This window comes from Kocuria rosea subsp. polaris (assembly GCF_001483755.1).
In the GTDB taxonomy this organism is placed as follows: domain Bacteria; phylum Actinomycetota; class Actinomycetes; order Actinomycetales; family Micrococcaceae; genus Kocuria; species Kocuria cellulosilytica.
In genome coordinates, this window is sequence record NZ_LQBK01000027.1 from 1 (window position 1) to 7,568 (window position 7,568).

At 73.0% G+C, this 7,568-nt stretch carries 9 protein-coding genes; 4 read left to right on the plus strand and 5 right to left on the minus strand.

Annotated features, from left to right (window positions below; genetic code table 11):
• Positions 1 to 74 precede the first annotated feature (74 nt).
• Positions 75 to 1,040 (minus strand): 2,3,4,5-tetrahydropyridine-2,6-dicarboxylate N-succinyltransferase, encoded by a 966-nt coding sequence (gene dapD, locus AVL61_RS11980; protein ID WP_058874568.1) that lies wholly within the window; start codon positions 1,038 to 1,040, stop codon positions 75 to 77.
• Positions 1,041 to 1,091: 51 nt separating this feature from the next.
• Between dapD and dapE the strand changes: the two genes are divergently transcribed.
• A complete protein-coding gene (dapE, locus tag AVL61_RS11985; protein WP_058874569.1) occupies positions 1,092 to 2,201 on the plus strand; it encodes a succinyl-diaminopimelate desuccinylase in 1,110 nt (369 codons plus the stop codon).
• A 6-nt stretch (positions 2,202 to 2,207) separates the two neighbouring features.
• Here dapE and AVL61_RS11990 read toward each other — a convergent pair whose 3' ends face one another.
• The 4 genes from AVL61_RS11990 to AVL61_RS12005 all read right to left on the minus strand — a co-directional run bounded on the left by AVL61_RS11990 (position 2,208) and on the right by AVL61_RS12005 (position 5,530).
• The gene (locus tag AVL61_RS11990; protein ID WP_058874570.1) at positions 2,208 to 3,080 is read right to left on the minus strand and encodes an amino acid ABC transporter permease; all 873 of its coding nucleotides are present in this window, start codon (positions 3,078 to 3,080) and stop codon (positions 2,208 to 2,210) included.
• On the minus strand, positions 3,080 to 3,766 hold the full coding sequence (locus AVL61_RS11995; RefSeq protein ID WP_058874571.1) for an amino acid ABC transporter permease: 687 nt from the start codon (positions 3,764 to 3,766) through the stop codon (positions 3,080 to 3,082). Before AVL61_RS11995 ends, AVL61_RS11990 begins: the two co-directional genes overlap by 1 nt.
• Positions 3,767 to 3,900: 134 nt before the next feature.
• Positions 3,901 to 4,755, minus strand: a complete 855-nt coding sequence (locus tag AVL61_RS12000; protein ID WP_058874572.1) for a glutamate ABC transporter substrate-binding protein — start codon at positions 4,753 to 4,755, stop codon at positions 3,901 to 3,903.
• A 55-nt stretch (positions 4,756 to 4,810) separates the two neighbouring features.
• Entirely contained in the window at positions 4,811 to 5,530 is a 720-nt protein-coding gene (locus AVL61_RS12005) for an amino acid ABC transporter ATP-binding protein (protein WP_157571409.1), read from the minus strand.
• 218 nt (positions 5,531 to 5,748) lie between these two features.
• On the opposite strand from AVL61_RS12005, the gene AVL61_RS12010 reads away from it, so the two are divergent.
• From AVL61_RS12010 to AVL61_RS17540, 3 genes are all read left to right on the plus strand, one after another.
• Positions 5,749 to 6,054 carry a DivIVA domain-containing protein gene (locus AVL61_RS12010; protein ID WP_082697124.1) on the plus strand — a complete coding sequence of 102 codons (306 nt, stop codon included), beginning with the start codon at positions 5,749 to 5,751 and terminating at the stop codon, positions 6,052 to 6,054.
• A complete protein-coding gene (locus tag AVL61_RS12015) occupies positions 6,051 to 7,235 on the plus strand; it encodes a hypothetical protein (protein ID WP_058874575.1) in 1,185 nt (394 codons plus the stop codon). The genes AVL61_RS12010 and AVL61_RS12015 overlap by 4 nt, the downstream gene beginning before the upstream one ends.
• Positions 7,236 to 7,346: 111 nt before the next feature.
• Positions 7,347 to 7,514, plus strand: a complete 168-nt coding sequence (locus AVL61_RS17540; protein WP_075872508.1) for a DUF3117 domain-containing protein — start codon at positions 7,347 to 7,349, stop codon at positions 7,512 to 7,514.
• Positions 7,515 to 7,568 lie beyond the last annotated feature (54 nt).

The following is a 7,568-nucleotide window of genomic DNA, read 5'->3' on the forward strand; positions in this document are numbered from 1 at the left end:
ACGCCGCGCCCGGACGGGTCGTGCCCGTCCGGGCGCGGCGTCGGGGTCCGGCGGCGGGTCGGGACCCGCGGCGCTCAGTTGGCGTGCAGCGCCGCGTTGAGCTCCACGGTCCCGCCGGCCCGCGGCAGCACCTCGACCGCGCCGGTGAGGGAGTTGCGGCGGAACAGCAGGTTGGGCACGCCGGAGAGCTCGGAGGCCTTGGCCGTGGACCGCTCGCCGTCGGCGTGCACGCTCACGCGGGTGCCGGCGGTGACGTAGAGACCGGCCTCGACCACGCAGTCGTCGCCGAGGGAGATGCCCACACCGGAGTTGGCGCCGAGCAGCACGCGCTCGCCCACGGTGATCCGCTCCTTGCCGCCGCCGGAGAGCGTGCCCATGATGGAGGCGCCGCCGCCGAGGTCCGTGGCGTCGCCCACGACCACCCCGGCGCTGATCCGGCCCTCGACCATGGACTGGCCGAGGGTCCCGGCGTTGAAGTTGACGAAGCCCTCGTGCATCACCGTGGTGCCCTCGGCGAGGTGGGCGCCGAGCCGGATCCGGTTGGCGTCGCCGATCCGCACGCCCGTGGGCACCACGTAGTCGACCATCCGCGGGAACTTGTCCACGCTGTGCACGGTCACGTGCCCGCCCGAGGCCTTCATCCGGAGCAGCGCGTGGGTCAGCTCCTCGGCGAGCACGGGGCCGCGGTCCGTCCAGGCGACGTTGGCGAGCAGGCCGAACACGCCGTCGAGGTTCAGGGTGTTGGGGCGCGCGAGGCGGTGGGAGAGCAGGTGCAGGCGCAGGTACGCGTCCGCGGCGTCGGCGGGGGCGGTGTCGAGGTCGATCACGGTCTCGACGATCTCGCTGCGGACGTTGCGGTCGGGGTCGGCGGTGGCCGCGAGCCGCAGGTCCGCGTCGAGGGAGGTGTCGACCGCGTCGGAGAGGGACGGGGCGGGGTACCAGACGTCGAGGACGGTGCCCTCCTTGGGGCCCGAGGCCACGACGGTGGCCAGGCCGAGGCCGGAGGCGGGACGAGAGGTGGAAGCAGTCATGGCCTCCATCCTACGGGGGACGCCGGTCCCGGGCCGACCGGCGGCGACGGCCGCCCCGTTATGCTGGCAGCCATGATCGCACCGGAGCTCGACCTCGCCGCGGACCCCGCCGACCTCACGGCCGACCTCATCGACATCGCCTCGGTCTCGGGCTCGGAGGGTCCCCTCGCCGACGCGGTGGAGGCCGCGCTGCGGCGCCTGCCGCACCTCACGGTGCACCGGGACGGGGACGCCGTGGTGGCGCGCACCGACCTGGGCCGCGCCGAGCGGGTGGTGCTCGCCGGCCACCTCGACACCGTGCCCCTGCCGACCGTGCCCGGTGCCCGGGGCACCGTCCCGTCCACGTGGACGGGGACCGGCCGCACGCGGGTGCTCCACGGCCGGGGCGCGACCGACATGAAGGGCGGGGTCGCCGTCCAGCTCTGCCTGGCCGCGGCCCTGGCGGCCCCGAACCGGGACGTCAGCTACGTGTTCTACGACCACGAGGAGGTCGAGGCCGCCGCCAGCGGGCTGGGCCGGCTCCAGCGCCACGCCCCCGGGCTGCTCGAGGCGGACTTCGCGGTGCTCCTCGAGCCCACCGACGGCACCGTGGAGGGCGGGTGCAACGGCACGATGCGCTTCCGCATCACCACCAGGGGCCGCGCGGCCCACTCGGGCCGGTCCTGGATCGGGGAGAACGCGATCCACAAGCAGGCCGACGTCCTCGCCCGCCTGGCGGCCTACGAGCCGCGGACCGTGGCGGTGGAGGGGCTCGAGTACCGGGAGGGGCTCAACGCGATCCGGATCGCCGGCGGGGTGGCCGGCAACGTGGTCCCGGACACCGCGCACGTGGAGATCAACTACCGCTTCGCCCCGGACAAGAGCCCCGAGGACGCCGTGGCGCACGTGCAGGAGGTCTTCGCCGGCTACGAGCTCGAGCTCACGGACCTCTCCCCGGCGGCGCGGCCGGGCCTGGACCGTCCCGCGGCGGCCGCGTTCGTGGCCGCCGTGGGCCAGGAGCCCAAGCCCAAGTACGGCTGGACCGACGTGGCCCGCTTCTCGCAGATGGGCGTGCCCGCCGTGAACTTCGGCCCGGGCGACGCCCTGCTGGCCCACACCGACGACGAGCACGTGAGCGCCGATGCCGTCCGGGAGTGCTACCGGGCCCTCGAGGCCTGGCTCACGGCCTGAGCGGGCTCAGACCGTGGCCTCCTCGGCCGCCAGGGGCCCCTCGGCGGCCTTGGTCGCGCCGCCCGTGCGGAAGCTGAGGAACCGGGAGAGCCACGCGGCCAGCACGGTCAGCAGGTAGTTGATGAGCACGAAGACCAGCGCCACCACGAACAGGGTCTGCAGGATGTTGCCGTCGCCGGCGCCCAGCCGCCGGCCGCTCGCGAGCAGCTCCGGGTAGGTGATGATGTAGCCGAGGGCGGTGTCCTTGAGGATCACCACGAACTGGCTGACCATCGAGGGCAGCATCGCCGTCAGGGCCTGCGGGAGCTCGATGATCCGCAGGGACCGGGACGGCGTGAGCCCGATGACGAGGCCGGCCTCCCGCTGGCCCTTGGGCAGCTGGTGGACGCCGGAGCGGATGAGCTCGGCGATCACGGCGCCGTTGTAGAACATCAGCCCGAGGACCACGGCCCAGAACGGCACGTTGGACGGCTCCACCAGACCGGCCCGGCCGATCCCCAGGTAGAAGAAGATCATCATCACCAGCACGGGCACGGCCCGGAAGAACTCGACCACCACGGTGCAGACGAGGCGCACGGGGGCCAGGTGCGAGAGCCGGCCGAGGCCGAAGACCAGGCCGAAGGCGATCGAGAGCACCACCGCCAGCAGCGCGGCCCGCAGGGTGTCCCACAGGCCCGGGAGCAGGAAGTTCTCCCACGTGCGCGCCGAGAGCAGGGGCGTCCACTTCGCGGCGTCGAGCTGGCCCTGCTCCGCGAGCTCGCCGAGCACCACCCAGGCCAGGGCGGCCGCGAGAAGCACGCCCACCACGTTGAGCGCCGCGCTGACCCGCCGGCCGCGGGGTCCTTGGACGTCGAAGAGGACGTTCTGGGTCTTGGCCATCAGCGCTTCACCGCCAGTTTCCGGGAGGCCCAGGTGGTGAGCAGGCCCACCGGGACGACGATGAGCACGAAGCCGAGGGCCACCACCAGGAAGATCGCGATGATCACGTCCGGGCGGAACTCGATCATCGTCTTCATGAGGGAGGAGATCTCGGTCACGGACGCCGCGGCGGCCACCGTGGTGTTCTTGGTCAGGGCGATCAGGGTGTTGCCGAGCGGGGTGATCGCCCCGCGCAGCGCCTGCGGGAAGATGATCAGCCGCGCCGCCGGCAGGAAGCTCAGCCCGATGGCCCGGGCGGCCTCCGCCTGGCCGGCCGGCACGGTGTTGACCCCGGAGCGGATGGCCTCGCAGACGAACGCCGCGTGGTACAGGCTCAGGCCCAGGACCGCCCAGTTGAAGAAGTTCTGGTCGAAGTCCGACGAGAGGCTGATCCCCAGCTGGCTCCACACGCCCAGGACCAGGAACACGAGGATGATCGTCAGCGGGGTGTTGCGGAACAGGTTCACGTAGCCCGTGCCCAGCAGCCGCAGCGAGGCGATGGGGGAGATGCGCATCAGGGCGATGAGCGCGCCCAGGGCCGCCGAGCCCAGCGCGGCGAAGAAGGTCAGCCGGAGGTTGACCCAGAAGGCCGCGAGGACGTCGTACTGCTCGAAGAGGCTGACGAAGTCGGTCAGGTAGTCGGACACGGGAGCTCCCGGGGCTGGGGCTGGTGCTGGGTCACGCGGCTGCCCTTCGTCGTGGATCGGTCGTGCGCTCTGCTGCCGGGCCGGGACCCGCGGCCGGCCGGGCGCCGGCCGGCCGCGGGGTCACACGGGCCTCGTCACTCGCCGCAGGGCTCGGGCTCCGGCGGGTTGAGCTCCTCGTTGTACGAGTAGTCGGCGCCCTCGGTGTTGGCGTTGACCGCCTCCTCCCAGGCCCCTTCCTCGATCATCTTGGTGATGGCCCCGTTGACGGCCTCGCACTGGTCGGAGCCCTGGGGCAGGCCCACGCCGTAGCGCTCCTCCGAGAAGGTGTTGCCCACCACCTTGAACTTGCCCTGGTTGGCGTCCGTCGAGGCGAGGCCCGCGAGGATGATGTCGTCGGTGGTCACCGCGTCCACCTGGCCGGACTCGAGGAAGGTCACGCACTCGGCGTAGCCGCCCTGCTCCACGAGGTTCACGCCGGGGACCTCCTCCTGGACGTTGACCGCGGAGGTCGAGCCCGTCACCGAGCACAGGTTCTTGCCGTCGAGGTCGGCGGGTCCCTGGATGCTGTCGTCGTCGGCCCGGACCAGCAGGTCCTGGCCGGCCACGAAGTAGGGGCCGGCGAAGTCCACGGTCTGGTCGCGCTCGTCGGTGATCGAGTACGTCGCGAAGATCATGTCCACCTGGTCGTTCGCGAGCATGTTCTCGCGGTTGGCGGACGGGGACTCGACCCACTCGATCTGGTCCTCGGCGTAGCCGAGCTCGCCGGCGACGTACTTCGCGACGTCGACGTCGAAGCCCGTGTACTCGCTGCCGTCGCGGAAGCCGAGCCCCGGCTGGTCGTACTTGATGCCGATCCGCACGGACTCGCCCGAGCCGCCGCCCTCGCCGCCCGAGCCGGACCCGCCCTCGTCGCCACCTCCGCACGCGGTGAGGGTCAGGGCCGCGGTCGCGGCCATCGCGGCCAGTCCGAGGGGCTTGCTGCTGCGCATGGTGTGCTCCTTGCTGTGGGAGTGGTGGCGTCGGGTCGGAGGGACGGGTGGACGGTCAGTGGCCCAGGATCTTGCCGAGGAAGTCCTGGGCGCGCTCGGAGCGCGGGTTCGTGAAGAACTCCTCCGGGGTGTTCTCCTCGACGATCATGCCGTCGGCCATGAACACCACGCGGTCGGCGGCCTTCCGGGCGAAGCCCATCTCGTGGGTCACCACGATCATCGTCATGCCCTGCTTGGCGAGGGCGACCATGGTGTCGAGGACCTCGTTGATCATCTCGGGGTCGAGGGCGGAGGTGGGCTCGTCGAAGAGCATGACCTTCGGCTCCATGGCCAGGGCACGGGCGATGGCGACGCGCTGCTGCTGGCCGCCGGAGAGCTGGGCCGGCAGCTTCTCGGCCTGGTTGGCGACGCCCACGCGGGTCAGCAGCTCCATGGCCTGCTTCTTCGCCTCGGCGGCCGACTTGCCGCGGACCTTGACGGGGCCCAGGGTCACGTTCTGCAGGACCGACTTGTGCGCGAACAGGTTGAAGGACTGGAACACCATGCCGACGTCGGCGCGCAGCTTCGCGAGGGCCTTGCCCTCCTCGGGCAGCTGCTTGCCGTCGATGAGGATCTCGCCGTCGTCGATGCTCTCGAGCCGGTTGATGGCCCGGCACAGGGTCGACTTCCCGGAGCCCGAGGGGCCGATCACGACCACCACCTCGCCGCGCTTCACCTCCAGGTCGATGTCCCGGAGCACGTGCAGCTCCCCGAAGTGCTTGTTCACGCGGGACATGCGGACCAGGACCTCGGCCGTCCCCGCGGAGGAGGAGGCCGGTGCGGCGGCCGGTGGAGTGGCGTGTGACATACCGGAAAGATATCCCAGATCGGGTCCGTGTGATGTCGGACACGTTGCAAACGTGCAAATTGAGTACTCATCCGTAGAAATGTTGCGCCGCCCGCTGCCGCACGGCCCTCCGCACCGGTCCGCCGGCCGGCGCTTAGCCTGGGGGCATGACCGAACTCCTCATGGGGCTGACCGGGCTCGTGCTGCTGCTCACCGTGGTGGGCGTCGTGGTCCTCGGCCGGGACCGGCTCGCCGACCGGGTGGCGCCGGCCCGGGACGGGATCGACGCCGGCCGCGCCCCCGCCGCGCCGCTCGTGCTGCCCGAGCGCCCGACGGCGGAGGACGTCGGGCGGATCGCGTTCACCGTCCGGCGCCGCGGCTACGACCCCGCGGAGGTCCACGCCGTGCTCGCCCACCTCGCGGACCGGCTGCCTGCGGAGGACCCGCCGTCCCGCCCGGTGCCGGAGGCGTGAGCTCCCGCCTCGCCGCGGCCCCCTGGTGGGCGCAGGCCCTGCTGGTCTGGGCGGCCTCCCGACTCTGGGCCTGGGCCGTGTTCAGCACGGTGGGCCGGCAGCAGGGCCCCGGCCCGTGGGGGGACGGGGCCCTGGGCTACCTCGCGTTCACCGGCACCTGGGACTCGGACTGGTACGAGCGCATCGCCCAGGAGGGCTATCCCGACTCCCTGCCCCGGGACGACGGCGGCCGGGTCCAGGAGAACGCCTGGGCCTTCTACCCGGTCTACCCGCTGCTCGTCCGCACCGTCTCCGCGGTCACCGGCACGGGCTGGGACGCGACCGCCTCGGCCGTGTCCCTGGCGGCGGGCCTCGGCGCCGCCCTGCTCGTCCACCGGCTGTTCCTCCGGTTCGCCCCGCCGGCCACGGCCCTGTGGGGTCTCGCGTTCGTCGCGTTCAACCCGGTGGCCCCGGTGCTGCAGGTCCCGTACGCCGAGTCGCTGCACCTGCTCCTGCTCGCGGGCGCGCTGCTGCTGGTGGGGCGGGGCCGCCACCTCGCGGCCGCCCCCGTGGTGCTCGTCATGTGCCTGACCCGCCCGGCCGGGGTCCCCTTCGCCGCGGCCCTCGGGATCACGTGGCTCGTGCGCTCCGTGCGCCGGCGCCGGGCGGGGGAGCTGCGCCGCGCCGTGGACGCCGTCGACGGCCTCTTCGCGCTCGCGCTCCTCGCGTGCGGCGCGGCACTCGCCTGGCCGGCGATCGCGTGGGCCGTCACGGGCGAGCCGACCGCGTACACCGACACGGAGACGGCGTGGCGGGGCGGGGGACTGGAGCCCGTCGTGCCGTGGTTCGACGCCGCCGCCGGGCTGTTCGGCCCCGTGCTGGGGCTCGCCGCGCCCCTGCTGCTGGTCGCGGGCGGGACCGCGCTGCTGCGCGCCCGCGTGGTGCGGGAGCGGCTGGACCTGCTCACGCGGGTGTGGCTGGCCGCCTACGCCGTCTACCTGCTCCTGTTCCTGCATCCCCAGACCAGCACCTTCCGGCTGCTGCTGCCGCTGTTCCCGCTCGCCCTGCCGCTGGCGGCGGTCTCGGACTCGCGCGCCTACCGGGTGGCCTGCGTGCTCTCCGGTGCCGTGCTCCAGCTCGTCTGGGTCGGCTGGCTGTGGCACTGGAAGCAGCTGCCCGGCGGCGGGGACTACCCGCCCTGAGCCCGGGCCGGCCGCGCCGACGCGCGCTCCCGGGCGCCGGGGCGGTCCGGGGCCACGGCGGCGGCTCGGATAGGATGGGAGCCACACCAATCGAGGAAGAGGAGTTCCCACATGGCGGCCATGAAGCCGAGAACCGGTGACGGACCGATGGAGGTCACCAAGGAGGGGCGCAGCCTCATCATGCGGGTGCCGCTCGAGGGCGGCGGCCGGCTGGTGGTCGAGCTGAAGCCCGGCGAGGCCGCGGAGCTCAAGGAGTGCCTGGCCGGCGTCACGGAGTGACCCACGGCGGGGACGGCGAGGGGCCCGGCACCACGTGGTGCCGGGCCCCTCGCC